The organism is Bacillus sp. ISL-35, from assembly GCF_018613355.1.
In the GTDB taxonomy this organism is placed as follows: domain Bacteria; phylum Bacillota; class Bacilli; order Bacillales; family Cytobacillaceae; genus Mesobacillus.
Genome location: NZ_JAGGQK010000016.1, coordinates 1 through 16388 on the forward strand (window position 1 = coordinate 1; position 16388 = coordinate 16388).

Annotated in this window: 14 protein-coding genes, 1 rRNA gene and 1 other annotated feature; all 15 genes read left to right on the forward strand. The window is 47.1% G+C overall.

The genetic code is table 11. The features are described from left to right. The first annotated feature begins 22 nt into the window (after positions 1-22). The 15 genes from rrf (at position 23) to rlmB (ending at position 16388) form a co-directional block, all read left to right on the forward strand. Positions 23-138: ribosomal RNA gene (rrf, locus tag J7E38_RS19160) — 5S ribosomal RNA — on the forward strand. A gap of 602 nt (positions 139-740) precedes the next feature. After that, on the forward strand, positions 741-1202 hold the full coding sequence (locus J7E38_RS19165; protein ID WP_214705904.1) for a CtsR family transcriptional regulator: 462 nt from the start codon (positions 741-743) through the stop codon (positions 1200-1202). Positions 1203-1230: 28 nt separating this feature from the next. Further along, the gene (gene mcsA, locus J7E38_RS19170; protein WP_214705905.1) at positions 1231-1779 is read left to right on the forward strand and encodes a protein-arginine kinase activator protein McsA; all 549 of its coding nucleotides are present in this window, start codon (positions 1231-1233) and stop codon (positions 1777-1779) included. Between the two features lie 2 nt (positions 1780-1781). Continuing rightward, positions 1782-2864 (forward strand): protein-arginine kinase McsB, encoded by a 1083-nt coding sequence (gene mcsB, locus J7E38_RS19175; protein ID WP_214705906.1) that lies wholly within the window; start codon positions 1782-1784, stop codon positions 2862-2864. 4 nt (positions 2865-2868) lie between these two features. Further along, positions 2869-5307 (forward strand): ATP-dependent Clp protease ATP-binding subunit, encoded by a 2439-nt coding sequence (clpC, locus tag J7E38_RS19180; RefSeq protein ID WP_214705907.1) that lies wholly within the window; start codon positions 2869-2871, stop codon positions 5305-5307. A 236-nt stretch (positions 5308-5543) separates the two neighbouring features. Continuing rightward, positions 5544-6923, forward strand: coding sequence for a DNA repair protein RadA (gene radA, locus J7E38_RS19185; RefSeq protein ID WP_214705908.1), 1380 nt, complete (start codon positions 5544-5546; stop codon positions 6921-6923). Between the two features lie 4 nt (positions 6924-6927). Beyond that, positions 6928-8001: a DNA integrity scanning diadenylate cyclase DisA gene (disA, locus tag J7E38_RS19190; protein ID WP_214705912.1), complete on the forward strand. Its 1074-nt coding sequence runs from the start codon at positions 6928-6930 to the stop codon at positions 7999-8001. A 280-nt stretch (positions 8002-8281) separates the two neighbouring features. Further along, positions 8282-9373: a PIN/TRAM domain-containing protein gene (locus J7E38_RS19195; protein WP_214705913.1), complete on the forward strand. Its 1092-nt coding sequence runs from the start codon at positions 8282-8284 to the stop codon at positions 9371-9373. Between the two features lie 137 nt (positions 9374-9510). After that, the gene (ispD, locus tag J7E38_RS19200) at positions 9511-10206 is read left to right on the forward strand and encodes a 2-C-methyl-D-erythritol 4-phosphate cytidylyltransferase (protein WP_214705914.1); all 696 of its coding nucleotides are present in this window, start codon (positions 9511-9513) and stop codon (positions 10204-10206) included. 43 nt (positions 10207-10249) lie between these two features. Beyond that, complete coding sequence (gene ispF, locus J7E38_RS19205; RefSeq protein WP_214705915.1) at positions 10250-10732, forward strand: 2-C-methyl-D-erythritol 2,4-cyclodiphosphate synthase; 483 nt, start codon at positions 10250-10252, stop codon at positions 10730-10732. Between the two features lie 73 nt (positions 10733-10805). After that, positions 10806-12263 carry a glutamate--tRNA ligase gene (gltX, locus tag J7E38_RS19210; RefSeq protein WP_214705916.1) on the forward strand — a complete coding sequence of 486 codons (1458 nt, stop codon included), beginning with the start codon at positions 10806-10808 and terminating at the stop codon, positions 12261-12263. A 68-nt stretch (positions 12264-12331) separates the two neighbouring features. Next, positions 12332-12571: a binding site (T-box leader), on the forward strand. 350 nt (positions 12572-12921) lie between these two features. Further along, entirely contained in the window at positions 12922-13617 is a 696-nt protein-coding gene (gene cysE, locus J7E38_RS19215) for a serine O-acetyltransferase (protein WP_214705917.1), read from the forward strand. Continuing rightward, complete coding sequence (gene cysS / locus J7E38_RS19220) at positions 13598-14995, forward strand: cysteine--tRNA ligase (RefSeq protein ID WP_215038842.1); 1398 nt, start codon at positions 13598-13600, stop codon at positions 14993-14995. Before cysE ends, cysS begins: the two co-directional genes overlap by 20 nt. Positions 14996-14998: 3 nt before the next feature. Continuing rightward, the gene (locus J7E38_RS19225; protein WP_214705918.1) at positions 14999-15403 is read left to right on the forward strand and encodes a Mini-ribonuclease 3; all 405 of its coding nucleotides are present in this window, start codon (positions 14999-15001) and stop codon (positions 15401-15403) included. A 199-nt stretch (positions 15404-15602) separates the two neighbouring features. Further along, positions 15603-16388: a 23S rRNA (guanosine(2251)-2'-O)-methyltransferase RlmB gene (rlmB, locus tag J7E38_RS19230; RefSeq protein WP_215038847.1), complete on the forward strand. Its 786-nt coding sequence runs from the start codon at positions 15603-15605 to the stop codon at positions 16386-16388.

The window sequence follows — 16388 nt, forward strand, 5'->3', positions numbered from 1 at the left end:
AATAAAACCTCAAACCAAATAGTCTGGTGGCGATGGCGAGAAGGTCACACCCGTTCCCATACCGAACACGGAAGTTAAGCTTCTCAGCGCCGATGGTAGTTGGGGGTTTCCCCCTGTGAGAGTAGGACGCCGCCGGGCACACGAAAGAACAGCTGTAATGGCTGTTCTTTTTTTGTGTTTTTATCCGTTCTCATGAGCAGCATAAATTGTTCCATTTTATCATGTTGGTCGATATCTTTGCCAAAGTGGTCGATATATCTGTGGATTTGGTCGATATATTTGTAAATCCGCTGTTATATTCAAAAATGTGGTCGATAAAATCAAAAAATCGCCAATAAAACGTCAAAATGGATGCTCGTGAACCACTCTCAAACACCCTTTTCCGTTACAAATCTCAACATTTAACGAGCATTTTTAACAAAAACCGCTTTGCTTGTAATAGTTTCCACACCAAAATTCCCTTTTTGACCACATACAAGGGTCGCCATCCTGCTTCCTCCCCATATAGTCACTCTTGCCTCCCCCTGCCCATATAATGTAACGAAAAATCTCACTTGCTTTTCTCATTTCAAGTTTCCACCCCCTCCAAAATGGGTATAATAACCAACACAACCCTCATTGGCATGTTTTGGCATACATAATTTTGGCGAAAATAATTCCGGATGCATTAATTGCAACGAAAAAAGATTTTTTGTATAATTAATGTCAAATATAGTCAAAGTCAGATTGGGGGAGGTTTAGTGAGGAATATATCGGACATCATTGAGAATTACCTTAAGCAGGTTTTGGAAATGAGCGATAAGGACATCTTGGAAATCAAGCGAAGTGAAATCGCCGATAAATTTCAATGCGTGCCGTCCCAGATCAATTATGTCATCAATACAAGATTCACGATTGAACGAGGCTATCTTGTTGAGAGCAAACGGGGTGGCGGCGGCTACATCCGGATCATCAAAGTCCAGGCTTATGATCATGCGCACTTGATTGATGATTTACTGTCTTTGATTCGAACGAGAATTTCGCAAAGCAGTGCTGATGATGTCATCTACCGGCTTGTCGAGGAAGATGTCGTCACAGACCGTGAGGCAAAAATCATGCTGAGTGTACTCGACAGGTCTGTCCTGTATATCGAGCTGCCGCAGCGGGATGAGCTGCGGGCGAGAATGTTGAAGGCGATGCTGATGGCATTAAAGTATAAATAATACCAAAGCAGACAAAGAGGTGAGGGCATTGATTTGCCAACAGTGCAATCAAAGGCCGGCAACGCTGCACTTCACGAATTACTCAAATGGAGAAAAGTCGGAACTTCACTTGTGCGAAAAGTGTGCACAGGAAAAAGGTGATTTGTTCATGATGAACAATGGCCCGGCTTTTTCGATCAATAGCTTGCTGGCCGGTTTATTGAATATGGAGCCTGCTTTTTCTGAACAAAAAAAGGAAACCTTTGAGACTGAGCAAGTTGCCCAGTGTCCACAGTGCTCGATGACATTTCCGCAGTTTGTAAAAGTAGGCCGGTTTGGCTGTGCGACATGCTATGATGCTTTTCGGGAGCAATTGACCCCCATTGTCAGAAGGCTCCATAGCGGAAATTCCATGCACAATGGAAAGATACCAAAAAGAATCGGCGGTGACCTTCATTTAAGGAAGACAATCGATCATCTTAAGCAAACCCTGAAGCACCAAATTTCGGAGGAAGAATTTGAGCAAGCTGCCGGGACGAGGGACCAGATCAGGGAACTTGAAAGGAAATTGTCAGCAGGTCAAGAGGGAGGGGAGTAGCCTTGTCATTGGAGAAGTTCATCAATCAGGCTGTCAGCTCCTGGATGAGTGATGATGGTCCTGATTCAGATATTGTCCTAAGCTCTCGCATCCGCTTTGCACGGAACCTTGATGAATATAATTTTCCCACATTGTTCACCAATGGAGAGGCAGAGGCGGTCATCGGCACAATCATGGAACGTGCCAGCCAAACTTCTGCAGCTGGCTTTGGACAGCTGGAATTGATCAAAATGGATGAAATTCCGCCCTTGAAAAAAAGGGTTTTGGTCGAGAAGCATTTAATCAGCCCGCATTTAGCGGAAAACGCGGTTCATGGTGCGGTCCTATTATCGGGAAATGAAGAGGTCAGCATCATGATCAATGAAGAGGACCATATCAGGATTCAATGTTTATTCCCGGGCTTCCAGTTAACTGAAGCTTTAAAGGCTGCCAATGAAATCGATGATTGGCTTGAAGAGTATGTGAATTATGCTTTTGATGAAAAATTTGGTTATCTGACCAGCTGTCCGACCAATGCAGGAACTGGCCTGAGGGCATCTGTGATGATGCATCTGCCAGGACTCGTTTTGACTCAGCAAATGAACCGGATTGTCCCGGCGATTAACCAGCTGGGTTTGGTGGTAAGAGGTATTTACGGTGAGGGCAGTGAAGCGCTAGGCAATATCTTTCAAATATCGAATCAGATTACGCTTGGAAAATCGGAAGATGATATTGTGGATGATTTGAAAAGTGTCGTCAGCCAGATAATATCTCAGGAAAGGTCGGCACGGGAAGCATTAGCGAAAACTTCGAACATACAATTAGAAGACAGAGTGTTTCGCTCTTACGGAACGCTTGCCAACAGCAGAATTATCGAGACAAAGGAAGCTGCGCGATGCCTGTCTGATTTAAGGCTTGGTATAGATATGGGTTATATAAAGAATATATCGAAATCGATTTTGAATGAATTGATGATTTTGACTCAGCCGGGTTTTTTGCAGCAATATGCGGGAGGGCCGCTAAGACCGAATGAGCGGGATATCCGCAGAGCTGCTTTAATAAGAGAACGATTAAAAATGGAAACAAAAGACGAGTCAGGAGGATGATCTTATGATGTTTGGACGATTTACAGAGAGAGCACAAAAAGTATTGGCACTCGCACAGGAAGAGGCAATCCGCCTTGGACATAACAATATCGGTACAGAGCACATCTTACTTGGCCTGGTACGTGAAGGTGAGGGCATAGCAGCAAAAGCGCTTTATGGTCTCGGCCTTGGTGCAGAGAAGATCCAGAAGGAAGTGGAAAACTTGATCGGCCGCGGCCAGGAAACATCGCAAACAATCCACTATACTCCTAGAGCCAAGAAGGTGATTGAACTTTCCATGGATGAAGCGAGAAAGCTTGGTCATTCCTATGTAGGCACAGAGCATATCCTTCTTGGCTTGATTCGTGAGGGAGAGGGCGTTGCAGCCAGGGTGCTGAACAATCTTGGTGTCAGCCTCAATAAAGCGCGCCAACAGGTCCTTCAGCTGCTTGGCAGCAATGAAACTTCCGGACATCAGGGTGGCGGGGCGGCAAATGCCAATACCCCAACACTTGATAGCCTGGCGAGGGATTTGACAGCCATAGCAAGAGAAGGCAGTCTTGACCCGGTCATCGGCCGAAGCAAGGAAATCCAGCGTGTGATTGAAGTGCTGAGCCGCCGGACAAAGAATAACCCTGTACTAATCGGGGAGCCGGGTGTCGGTAAAACAGCGATTGCTGAAGGGCTGGCACAGCAAATCGTCAATAACGAGGTACCTGAAATCCTCCGAGATAAGCGCGTCATGACACTTGATATGGGTACTGTTGTTGCAGGTACAAAATACCGCGGTGAATTTGAGGACCGCCTGAAAAAGGTCATGGATGAAATCCGACAGGCCGGGAATATCATTCTTTTCATCGATGAGCTTCATACGCTGATTGGTGCCGGCGGAGCTGAGGGTGCGATCGATGCCTCCAATATCCTGAAGCCATCACTTGCCCGCGGTGAGCTCCAATGTATCGGGGCGACGACATTGGATGAATACCGTAAATATATCGAAAAAGATGCTGCACTGGAACGACGCTTCCAGCCAATCACAGTGGATGAGCCAACTGCAGAGGAATCTGTCCAGATTTTAAAAGGACTGCGTGACCGCTATGAGGCGCACCACAGAGTATCGATCACAGACGAGGCAATCGAAGCAGCAGTAAAACTGTCTGACCGTTATATTTCAGATCGTTTCCTTCCGGATAAAGCAATTGACTTGATTGATGAAGCGGGTTCAAAGGTCCGCCTGCGCTCGTATACAACACCGCCAAACCTTAAGGAGCTTGAAGTGAAGCTCGAGGAAGTGCGGAAGGAAAAAGATGCTTCCGTCCAAAGCCAGGAGTTTGAAAAAGCAGCTTCCTTACGAGACACAGAACAACGCCTGCGAGAGCAGCTTGAGAATACGAAGAAGACCTGGAAAGAAAAGCAAGGCAAGGAAAACAGCGAAGTTACCGTGGAAGACATCGCGAATGTTGTCTCCAGCTGGACGAATATCCCTGTTTCTAAGCTGGCACAAACTGAAACAGATAAGCTGTTGAATCTGGAAGAAATCCTTCACTCACGTGTAATTGGACAGGATGAAGCGGTCAAGGCTGTTTCAAAAGCTGTCAGACGTGCACGCGCAGGCTTGAAAGATCCTAAACGCCCGATTGGTTCATTCATCTTCCTTGGGCCGACAGGTGTGGGTAAAACGGAATTGGCAAGGGCGCTTGCCGAGTCCATGTTTGGCGATGAGGATGCGATGATCCGCGTCGATATGTCCGAGTATATGGAAAAGCATTCGACATCACGTCTGGTCGGCTCACCTCCAGGCTATGTAGGCTATGATGAAGGCGGCCAGCTGACTGAAAAGGTCCGCAGGAAGCCATATTCCGTCATCCTGCTTGATGAGATCGAAAAAGCACATCCAGATGTGTTCAATATTTTGCTGCAGGTCCTTGAGGATGGCCGCTTAACAGACTCTAAAGGCCGCACAGTCGATTTCCGCAACACGATCATGATCCTGACATCCAATGTCGGTGCCGAAGCGTTGAAGCGCAATAAATACGTCGGCTTCAATATCCAGGATGGGGAGCAGGATTACAAAGATATGAAGGGCAAAGTGATGGAGGAACTTAAAAAAGCCTTCCGTCCTGAATTCCTGAACCGTATCGATGAAATTATCGTGTTCCATGCTCTTGAAAAACCGCATCTGAAAGAAATCGTTACACTGATGTCCGATCAGCTTGTGAAGCGTTTGAGAGAACAGGAAATCACGCTTGAGCTCACTGATGCTGCAAAAGATAAGATTTCTGAAGAAGGCTATGATCCGGAATACGGCGCCCGTCCATTACGCAGGGCAATCCAGAAGCATATCGAAGACCAGCTGTCGGAAGAGTTGCTGAAAGGAACAGTCCTCACAGGGCAAAATGTTGTCATTGATGTCGAAGAAGGCAAATTCGTCGTCAAGACTCCGGAAGGATCCGCAAAGTCCTAATATCGCGTAACATGTGAAACTCAAGGGGTATACGTACTTAAATGCGTGTACCCCTTTTTTCAATTTGTTTTTAGATAAGCAGAAAAAAGTGGAATAAGAACAACAGGAAATATGAACTGGTCTTTCTGAAATGACCATGAAAAAATTACATGTATCCTCCAACCGCTATCATTTCTTTTATTGCTTGATAAGCATTATTATAGAGGTAACTACTTTTACACTGAGAGGCTAAGAAAATGGCTAAAAGAAAAACGAAATTCATGTGCCAGGAATGCGGCTATGAATCTCCAAAATGGATGGGCAAATGTCCGGGCTGCGGACAATGGAATAAGATGGTCGAGGAAGTGGAAAGCACTGGCTCGACAAGAAGGGGAGCTTTTGCCAACACGGGGAATACTACTGTAGCCGCGAAGGCGACTCCAATCACTACAATTGAAACAGTCAGTGAACCGAGGGTTAAGACGGACCTCAATGAATTGAACCGCGTGCTTGGCGGAGGCGTTGTCAGGGGGTCGCTTGTCTTGATTGGCGGAGACCCGGGTATCGGGAAATCGACGCTCCTGCTCCAGGTATCCTATCAACTGGCGAAAAAGGCTCATTCTGTCCTCTATATTTCAGGTGAGGAATCAATGAGGCAAACGAAGCTGCGTGCTGACCGGCTTGGTGTCACATCTGACAATCTATTTGTCTATTCGGAAACGAATCTGCATGAAATCAGCCTGACAATCGAAAACAGCAATCCGGATTTTGTTATTGTCGATTCCATTCAGACGATTTTTCATCCGGAAGTTACCTCTGCACCGGGGAGTGTGTCGCAGGTTAGGGAATGTACGGCGGAACTGATGCGCATCGGGAAGACAAAAGGCATCGCCATCTTCATCGTCGGACATGTGACGAAGGAAGGTTCGATTGCCGGTCCAAGGCTGCTTGAGCATATGGTGGATACCGTTCTTTATTTTGAGGGAGAAAGGCACCATACATACAGGATTCTCAGGGCGGTGAAAAACCGTTTTGGCTCGACGAATGAAATGGGCATTTTTGAGATGAAGGAAGCGGGGCTTGAGGAAGTAGCGAACCCATCGGAGATCTTTTTGGAAGAAAGATCGCAGGGCGCTTCCGGTTCGACGGTTGTCGCTTCGATGGAAGGAACTCGGCCGGTCCTGGTTGAAATCCAGGCGCTGATTTCGCCGACGAGTTTTGGGAATCCTCGGCGGATGGCTACCGGGATTGACCATAATCGGGTGTCGCTGTTGATGGCGGTGCTGGAAAAGCGCGTTGGCTTGCTTCTGGCCAACCAGGATGCGTATTTGAAGGTGGCTGGCGGGGTGAAGCTGGATGAACCGGCAATCGACCTTGCGGTAGCGGTGAGCATCGCATCGAGTTTCAGGGATAAGCCAACCCGTGCTTCTGATTGCATCATCGGTGAGGTTGGCCTCACAGGGGAAGTCCGAAGGGTATCAAGGATCGAGCAGCGTGTCCAGGAAGCAGCGAAGCTGGGCTTCGAAAGAATTATTTTACCGGAAAATAATCTTGGCGGATGGACTCCTCCACAGGGAGTGGAGTTGATTGGTGTATCATCTGTCAGCCATGCACTTAAAGTCACCTTAGGGGGTTGATGGATTGGAACAAAAGCAGCTTGAAGAAAAAGCGTTGGGTGAAATCCTCCGGTTTATCGCTCCCGGTACGCCGCTCAGGGACGGAATCGATAATGTTCTCCGTGCCAATACCGGCGGGCTGATAGTTTTTGGCTACAATGAGAAGGTGAAAAACCTTGTAGACGGCGGGTTTGAGATTAACTGCAGGTTCAGTCCGAGCTTTCTCTATGAACTGGCGAAAATGGATGGTGCGATCATTCTTAACGAGACAGGCAGCAAAATATTGTTCGCCAACGCCCAGCTTGCCCCCGATACAGGTGTTCCGTCAACTGAAACCGGGATGCGGCACAGGACAGCGGAACGCGTGGCGCGCCAGACGAAGGCTCTGGTCATTGCGATTTCCCAGCGGAGGAATGTCATCACCCTTTACCAGGGAAACCTGCGCTATGCCCTGAAGGATATTGGCGTCATTTTAACAAAGGCTAATCAGGCAATCCAGACACTCGAAAAATACAAAGTGGTTCTCGAGCAGAGCATTACCAATCTGGGAATCCTCGAATTTGAGGATCTTGTTACCTATAATGATTTGCTGCAGGTCATCCACCGTTTCGAAATGGTGCTAAGGATCAAGACAGAGCTGTTTACCTACCTGAGCGAGCTTGGTATGGAAGGGCGGCTGATCCGCCTGCAAATGCAGGAGTTGTTATCAGAGATGGAACGAGAGGCGCTGCTGGTGATAAAGGATTATTCTGCTGAAAACGAGGTAAAGGCAGATGATGTGATGGCGAGGTTTCAGGATTTGTCGAAGTCGGGAGTCATAGAGGATTCTACCATCCTGAAACTGCTCGGACACCAAGGATATGTGCACATGGACGAATTCATCTGTCCAAGAGGATATCGGATGCTCAATAAGATTCCGCGGCTGCCGATGATTATCATTGAAAATCTGGTCACCCGATTTGGGAAATTCACCAATATGATTTCCGCATCTGTCGAGGAACTGGACGATGTCGAGGGAATCGGAGAAGTAAGGGCGCGGAAAATCAAAGAAGGCTTTAAACTAATCAGGGATCAGCTGATGGCAGACCGCCAAATGTAATCCAGGACACCGGCGGTTTGCTATTAATTGACACTCGCATTTGCCGGTGCTAATTTAAAGAAGAGATTACTCCTATAGGGATATTGGCTAACTACTATGCTTAAAGGAAAATTTTAACAGCTGCTTCTTTTAAAATTGTCGGCCAAATAACGTAACTTTTTGATAGGTTGAAACGTATAAATCTTTGGGTATATTAAATAGATTGAAAACGAAAATGTTTTCAATATGCAGGGTTTCAAATTTTAGAAGTTGTTTATAATGAGTAAAAGGAGGTGAAAGGATGTTAAGACGTATCATTCAAGCCTGCTTCCTGATCATTGGGGGAACGCTTGGTATATTCTTAATTCCTGATTTATTATCATTGATGAACGCAGAAGATATGACGCTCATCAATAATCCTTATGTAACAGCTGTTTTGGGCGCACTTATTTTTTATCTTCTTACTTTTTGGGCCGTCGATCCTGTGACCAATTTTGTGAAGTGGGCTGAAGAATCGCTGATCAAGGCACCTATCACGGATGTCCTTTTCGGCAGTGTCGGACTTTTCTTTGGTTTGCTCGTGGCGTTTTTGGTTGGTTTTGCATTGAATGCCATCCAGGTGCCGGTCGTGAATACTGTTGCCCCGACACTTTTGACACTTTTATTTGGTTATCTGGGATTCCAGGTTGGCTTCAAAAAACGTGATGAGCTGCTTGGTTTATTTTCAAGGTCAAAGAAAAAGGGTGCTGAAGAAGAGACGGAAAAAGAAGAACGTCCAAGAGAATGGAAAATTCTCGACACCAGCGTGATTATTGATGGAAGGGTTGCCGACATCTGCCAGACTGGATTCCTTGAAGGAACGATTGTCATCCCGCAGTTTGTCCTCGAAGAACTGCAGCATATCGCTGATTCATCGGATGTGTTGAAGCGCAATCGCGGCCGACGCGGATTGGACATCCTTAATCGTATTCAAAAGGAGCTTAAGATCAAGGTTGAAATTTATGAAGGCGATTTTGATGACATTCAGGAAGTCGACAGCAAGCTAGTGAAGCTGGCCAAGCTGACCAATGGCGTTGTCGTCACGAATGATTTCAATTTGAACAAAGTCTGTGAACTGCAGAAGGTTGCCGTATTGAATATCAACGATCTTGCCAATGCGGTCAAACCAGTCGTCCTGCCTGGAGAAGAGCTGAATATCCAGGTCATCAAGGATGGAAAAGAGCATAACCAGGGCATCGCCTATCTTGATGATGGTACCATGATCGTTGTCGAAGAAGGCCGCGATTACATCGGAAAGCGCATTGATGTACTCGTAACAAGCGTCCTGCAGACATCTGCAGGAAGAATGATTTTCGCGAAACCAAAACTCGTGGAAAAAAGCGTAATCAGTTGATTTTCACATGACGAAAAAGCCTTTATGGGCAGTTGATCCCCGCTTCCTTCACCGGTTCCTTGAAGGCATGAAGCAGGGCTTCGGCTGCCCCTTCGTATGTTACGAATGAGCAGAAAAAAAGATAGGAGTTTTTTTATATGCCTTATCAGGTCATTATTCCTGCTGCAGGTCAGGGGAAGAGGATGGGGGCAGGGAAAAATAAGCTGCTGCTTACGCTGGAAGCAAGCCCGATTCTCATCCATACGCTAAAGGTGTTCGAAGCCGATCCAGAGTGCTCTGGCATCATTCTTGCGATCCATCCCGATGATGAGCAAGAGTTTAAGTCTTTATTGAATGAGTATGGTATACATAAGGTATCTTCACTTGTCACTGGTGGAAAGGAAAGGCAGGACAGTGTCTACAATGGGCTGATGGCAGTAAGTTCCCTGGATGGGGTCGTGCTTGTGCATGATGCGGCCCGCCCATTCATTAAAATCGAGACGATCCACAAGCTCGTGGATGCGGCAAGCAAGGATGGCGGAGCAATCGTAGCTGTTCCTGTAAAAGATACCATCAAGAAAGCGGTCAACAACCAGGTTGCTGAAACCGTTGAACGCTCCAGTCTATGGTCCGTCCAGACTCCGCAGGCGTTTCGCGTCTCTGTTTTGCTCGAAGCGCATAACAAGGCAGCGAGGGACCAATTCATCGGGACAGATGAATCAAGCCTGGTTGAACGCATCCCTCATCCTGTGAGCATCATAGAAGGAGACTATGATAATATAAAGCTGACAACACCAGAAGATATATATTTTGCCGAGGCCATTCTGCGCAAGCGGAATGAATCCGGTGTTTGAAAATAGAACGGAAAAAACAGCACTTTTAAAGGAGTCATTCACTATGTTTCGAATTGGACAAGGTTTTGATGTGCATCAACTGACGGAAGGACGCCCGCTGATCATTGGCGGAATCACGATCCCATATGAAAAAGGGCTGCTTGGCCACTCCGATGCTGATGTGCTTTTACATACGGTAGCAGATGCATGCCTGGGAGCAATCGGCGAAGGGGATATCGGCCGGCATTTCCCAGATACCGACCCTGAATTCAAGGACGCCGATTCGGCAAAATTGCTTGAGCATGTCTGGAAGATTGTGAAGGGAAAGGGTTATGAGCTCGTCAACATCGACTGCACGATCATCGCCCAGCAGCCAAAGATGGCACCGCATATTGAAGCGATGCGTGAAAGGATTGCAGGGCTGCTGGAAGGAACCCCAGACCAGGTGAACGTCAAAGCGACGACAACAGAAAAGCTTGGGTTCCCGGGACGGGGAGAAGGTATTGCTTCCCAGGCAACCGTGCTGCTCAAGCAGACAGAGAAATAAATCAGGAGCTACTTCCGCTTTATATATCGATAATGATACAATAATGAACAGCTATATTAGAGGAGGATTCACTATGTCATCAGATATCCGGGTGCGTTACGCTCCGAGTCCGACTGGACATTTACATATCGGGAATGCCCGTACAGCATTATTCAATTATCTATTCGCACGCAACAGAGGCGGAAAGTTCATCATCCGTATTGAAGATACAGATAAAAAACGCAATATCGAAGGCGGAGAGCAGAGCCAATTGAAGTACCTTCAGTGGCTTGGAATCGACTGGGACGAGAGCGTCGATGTCGGCGGCGAATATGGACCATACCGCCAGTCAGAGCGTAATCACATATATGAGCAATACAATCAGGAGCTTCTTGATAAAGGTCATGCCTACAAGTGCTATTGCACCGAGGAAGAGCTTGAGGCTGAGCGCGAGGAGCAGGCTGCACGAAACGAGACTCCACATTATTCAGGGCGCTGCCGCAACCTGACGCCAGAACAGCGCGAGCAGTTTGAACAGGAAGGACGCCAGCCGAGCCTTCGCTTCAAGGTCCCTGCAGGCAAGATCCTGAAGTTCGATGATATGGTAAAAGGCGACGTGAGCTTTGAATCAGACGGAATGGGTGACTTTGTTATCGTCAAGAAGGATGGAACGCCTACTTACAACTATGCGGTTGTCATGGATGATCATTTAATGAAGATTTCCCATGTTCTTCGCGGGGATGACCATATCTCCAATACACCGAAGCAGCTTGTGATTTATGAAGCGCTTGGCTGGGAGCCGCCTGTGTTTGGCCATATGACGCTGATTGTCAACGAAAGCCGCAAGAAGCTGAGCAAGCGTGACGAGTCCATCATCCAGTTCATTGAGCAGTACGAGGAGCTAGGGTATCTGCCTGAGGCACTGTTCAACTTCATTACCCTGCTTGGATGGTCTCCATCAGGCGAGGAAGAGATTTATTCAAAGGATGAGTTCATCGAGATTTTCGACCCTGCCAGACTTTCAAAATCTCCGGCGCTCTTTGACCAGCAGAAGCTTGCCTGGATGAACAATCAATATATGAAAAAGGCAGACCTTGACACGGTTGTCGAGCTTGCACTGCCGCATCTCGTCAAAGCTGGAAAGGTCAGCGAGAACCGTAATGCAGAAGAGGAAGCATGGGTACGCAACCTCATCTCCCTGTATCATGATAAAATGAGCTTCGGAGCGGAAATCGTCGAGATGTCGGATTTATTTTTCCGCGATGAGGTAAACTATGATGAAGAAGCAACAGAAGTTCTTGCAGGCGAACAGGTTCCTGAAGTGCTGAAAGCATTCCTTGTCGAAATCGACCAGCTTGAAGAATTCAAGGCAGATGGAATTAAGGCCGCGGTAAAGGCAGTCCAAAAAGGCACCGGCCATAAAGGCCAGAAGCTGTTCATGCCAATCCGCGCGGCTGCGACAGGCCAGACCCATGGACCAGACCTGATGCTTGCGATGGAATTGATCGGCAAAGACAAGGTCAAGGAAAGAGTCCAGAAACTTTTAGGCTAATAACTTTTTTAAGCTGTTTTAGTTAACAGAAATTCAAAAATGTAATATAGTAAGAGTAATTCTATAAAACCAAAGTGTTGAAGAGGAAAAGTAGAAGAATGACGCTTATTAGAGAGAACCATCACCGGCTGAAAGTGGTTCAGGCCTCTCATTTTTTGAAATGCGCCTCAGAGTCCCTGTGCGAAAAGGCAAACATACCTTAGTAGTATTGGGCGGGACCTCCCGTTAACAGGTGAAAGTTGAGGCCATTGCCATGATTTAAAGGCGGCCTAAACAGAGTGGAACCGCGCATACCAAGCGTCTCTGTCGTTTACGACAGGGGCGCTTTTTTATATGGTGTACTCCGTTAAAAAAAATTCGGGCTTATGTAGCCTGAAAAGTCTGAGTGGCCACTTTCCAGTCAGATAAACACGGATATGTGCCCGGTCTCGGTCAAGAGATGAAAACGAGGCACATAAAACACGGATATGTGCCCGAAAAGGCTGGAATCACAATTTACCGGTCACAAAAACGAGGAACATGTGCCCGAAAAAGCCGAAGGAGCAAGATTTCGGTCACATACATCCAAAGCAATCAGTCTATAGCCGAATCTCGGCTCTAAAGGTGCTCACTACTGAGCAGAATTCCAATCAATTTTTAAAAGAAGGAGGGTTTCACCATGTTTAAAATGATGAAGGAAGATATAGAAGTTGTGTTTGAACAAGATCCTTCTGCGAGAAGCGCGCTGGAAGTGATTTTGACTTATGCTGGGTTGCATGCGATCTGGTCTCATCGTTTGGCGCATGCTTTCTATAAGCGCAAGTTTTATTTTATCGCCAGAGCCATCTCGCAGATCAGCCGCTTTTTCACGGGGGTTGAAATCCATCCGGGTGCTAAGATTGGCAGAAGGTTCTTTATCGATCACGGGATGGGCGTCGTCATCGGCGAAACCTGTGAGATCGGTGATAATGTGACGGTGTTCCAGGGGGTTACCCTCGGAGGGACCGGCAAGGAAAAAGGCAAGCGCCACCCAACGGTGATGGACAATGCGCTGATTGCGACTGGCGCGAAGGTTTTAGGTTCGATCACGATTGGGGAGAATTCTAAAGTCGGGGCTGGGTCGGTTGTCCTGAAGGATGTCCCGCCGAACTCCACTGTGGTCGGCATCCCGGGAAAAATCGTCATCCAGGATGGCGTCAGGGTTAAAAAGGACTTCAATCATCGTGATTTGCCGGACCCTGTTTCAGACCGATGCCAGGAAATCGAAAAGGAACTGGTTAAACTAAGAAAAGAACTTGAACTAGTGAAATTACAAGAAGAGATTGAAGTTGTGAAACAAGGAAGGGGCATGGAAAATGGGAATCAAAATTTATAATACACTTACCCGCAATAAAGAAGAGTTTATCCCACTGGAAGAGGGAAAAGTGAAGATGTATGTCTGCGGACCTACTGTCTATAACTATATCCACATCGGAAATGCCCGTCCTGCTATTGTTTTTGACACGGTGCGCCGCTACCTTGAATTCCGCGGGTATGATGTCAGATATATCTCTAATTTCACAGATGTCGATGATAAACTCATCAAAGCCGCGAACGAACTCGGTGAAGATGTCCCGACCGTTGCTCAGCGCTTCATCAATGCCTATTTCGAGGATGTCCACGCACTTGGCTGCAAAACTGCTGATGCTCATCCAAGGGTGACCGAGACAATGGATTTAATCATTGAGTTTATCAGCGTGCTGATTGAAAAAGGCTTTGCCTATGAATCTGGCGGGGATGTCTATTACCGCACGAGGGAATTCGAAGGATACGGGAAGCTTTCACACCAATCGATCGAAGAGCTGAAGGTTGGAGCAAGAATCCAGATCGGTGAGAAGAAGAAAGACGCCCTTGATTTCGTTCTTTGGAAAACAGCAAAGGAAGGCGAGATTTCCTGGGACAGTCCTTGGGGCAAAGGCCGCCCGGGCTGGCATATCGAGTGCTCGGCAATGGCACGTGAATATCTGGGAGATACCATCGATATCCATGCAGGAGGCCAGGACCTTGCATTCCCTCACCATGAAAATGAAATCGCTCAGTCAGAGGCGTTGACAGGAAAGACGTTTGCCCGCTACTGGATGCATAATGGTTATATCAATATCGATAATGAGAAGATGTCCAAATCACTTGGCAATTTTGTCACCGTGCATGACATCATCAAACAGCATGATCCGCAAGTGTTAAGGTTCTTCATGCTGTCCGTGCATTACCGCAATCCAATCAACTACAGCGAGGAACTGCTTGAAAATACGAAGGCCGCCTTCGAACGTCTGAAGACTTCCTACCAGAATCTGAAACACCGTATGGATGCAAGTGCTGAATTGACCGATAACAATCAGGAATGGCTCGATAAAATCGCTGCGCTCCGCAGTCAGTTCATCAAGGAAATGGATGATGACTTCAATACAGCGAATGGAGTATCCGTATTGTTCGACCTGTCGAAGCTCTCCAATCTGTACTTGATGGAGAAGAATACTTCTGCAGAAGTGATTCAGTCTTTCATGAGTGAATTTGAAGCTTTGTTCAGCGTGCTCGGTCTGTCACTGAAGGATGAAGAGCTGTTGGATGAAGAAATCGAGGCGCTGATCGAAAAAAGGACACAGGCACGGAAGGAAAGGAACTTCCAGCTGGCAGATGAAATCCGTGACCAGCTGAAGGAAATGAACATCATCATCGAGGACACTCCTCAGGGCATCAGATGGAAAAGAGGCTAAATGATGCTGCATTACGAAAAACGAGTGGATGAAAAACAATTGAACAGCCTTGCGCTTGCTTATATGGGTGATGCGGTGTACGAACTGTATGTCCGGCATCACCTGCTGCACAGCGGAAAGGTGCGGCCAAACCAGCTGCACAAGGAAGCGACTGCCTATGTTTCAGCAAAATCGCAGGCGAAGTACCTTCATAAACTGATGGAAATGGATGAGCTGTCAGATGAAGAAATGGCCATTGTAAAACGGGGCCGCAATGCGAAGTCAGGCTCAGTTCCGAAAAACACCGATGTCCAAACATATCGTTACAGTACGGCCTTCGAGGCCTTAATCGGTTCTTTGCATTTGGCAGGGAACGAAAAACGGATAGAAGAACTGATTGCCAAAGTATTTGCACTCGCTGAAGAATAGATAGGAGGAAGGGTTCCAGATGAGCCAGAGACAAAAACAAAAACAGAACCGGAACACCAGGCAGAAGCAGGATGACGATAAAAACCGCAAACCTGCCCGGAACCTGGCGCAGAAACATGATGACAAACAAAAGAGAAAACAAGCCAGGAGCCAGGACCATGATACAAAGCGTGTCCAGAAACCCGCAGCTGGCCGTGACATGAAGCAAAGGCAAAAACCTGAACAACAGCAAGAGCAAAATGAAAACCAGGATTACATCATTGGCAAAAATCCGGTCATCGAAGTGCTGAAATCAGATCGTGATATCAACAAGATCCTGATTGCCGAAGGCTCCCAGAGCGGACAGATGCAGCAGGTCATTGGAATGGCGAGGGAAGCCAATGTCATGGTTCAATTCGTTCCGAAAAAAAAGATCGACCAGCTTGCCGATGGAAATCATCAGGGTGTCATCGCCCAGGTAGCAGCCTACGAATATGCGGAGATAGATGATCTGTTCGCGGCAGCAGAAAAGAAAAATGAAGCTCCTTTCTTTTTGCTCCTTGATGAAATTGAGGATCCCCACAATCTTGGATCAATCATGAGGACAGCTGATGCCTCAGGAGCGCATGGAATTATCATTCCTAAGCGGAGAGCTGTAGGATTGACGGCTACAGTAGCAAAACTATCTACCGGTGCAATTGAATATATCCCGGTTGTAAGGGTCACAAATATGGCGCAGACAATCGATGAACTGAAGGAACGCGGTGTCTGGATTGCCGGAACCGATGCATCCGCAAAACAGGATTATCGCCAAATGGATGGCACATTGCCTCTTGGCCTGGTAATTGGCAGCGAAGGAAAAGGAATGGGAAGGCTGATTCGTGATAAATGTGATTTCCTATTGAGCCTGCCGATGGCTGGACATGTGACTTCCTTGAATGCATCAGTGGCCGCGGCGCTTTTGATGTATGAAGTTTACCGCAAACGTCAACCGCTAGGGGAATAG